The 689-nt window shown below is 56.6% G+C and carries 1 protein-coding gene; it reads right to left on the bottom strand.

What is annotated here, in order from left to right; genetic code table 11:
• A partial coding sequence (locus tag A596_RS05070) for a condensation domain-containing protein (RefSeq protein WP_039913081.1) occupies positions 1 to 689 on the bottom strand: 689 nt, incomplete at both ends.

Below are 689 nucleotides of genomic sequence, written 5' to 3'. Positions count from 1 at the left end.
CATCCAGCAATAACCCGAAATGCCGGGCCATCCGACCTATGCTTGCCGCTTCAAAGACATCACTGTTGTACTCCCAGCACAGCGATAGGCCCGACGCGCCCTCTACCACCGTCAAGGTCAAATCATATTTGGCAAAGCCACTGCTGCGACGCTCCAGTTCACCCAACTGCAAGCCGGGTAACTTCAGCGATCCTGACGGGTTGTTTTGCAATACCAGCATCACCTGGAACAGCGCGCTGTGGCTGAGGTGGCGTTCCGGTTGCAGCCGCTCTACCAACTGCTCAAACGGCACTTGCTGGTGCGCATACGCATCCAGCAACCGGGCTTTACTTTGTGCCAGCATTTCCAGGAAATCCGGTGCACCCGACAAATCGCTGCGCAACACCAGCGTGTTAACAAAGAAACCGATCAATGGCGCAATCTCGGCCTGCTCCCGATTGGCAATCGGGCTGCCAATCACGATATCCGTTTCGTTGCTGTAGCGGGACAGCAATACCGCAAAGGCGGCATGCAACCCCATAAACAACGTCGCCCCTTGTGCCTGGCACAGGGCAAGCAGTGTCCGGGTGGCTTCAGGACCGATGTGCGAATAACAATTTCCACCGCGGAAACTTTGCAGCGCGGGGCGTGCATTATCCAGCGGTAAACTGTGTACTACCGGCAAGCAGGCCAGGTGCTGCTCCCAATAG

The sequence above is a fragment of the Cellvibrio mixtus subsp. mixtus J3-8 genome (assembly GCF_000766945.1).
Lineage (GTDB): Bacteria > Pseudomonadota > Gammaproteobacteria > Pseudomonadales > Cellvibrionaceae > Cellvibrio > Cellvibrio mixtus_A.
The sequence above is the reverse complement of the archived record's forward strand: the minus strand, read 5'-3'. Positions and strand labels throughout refer to the sequence as shown.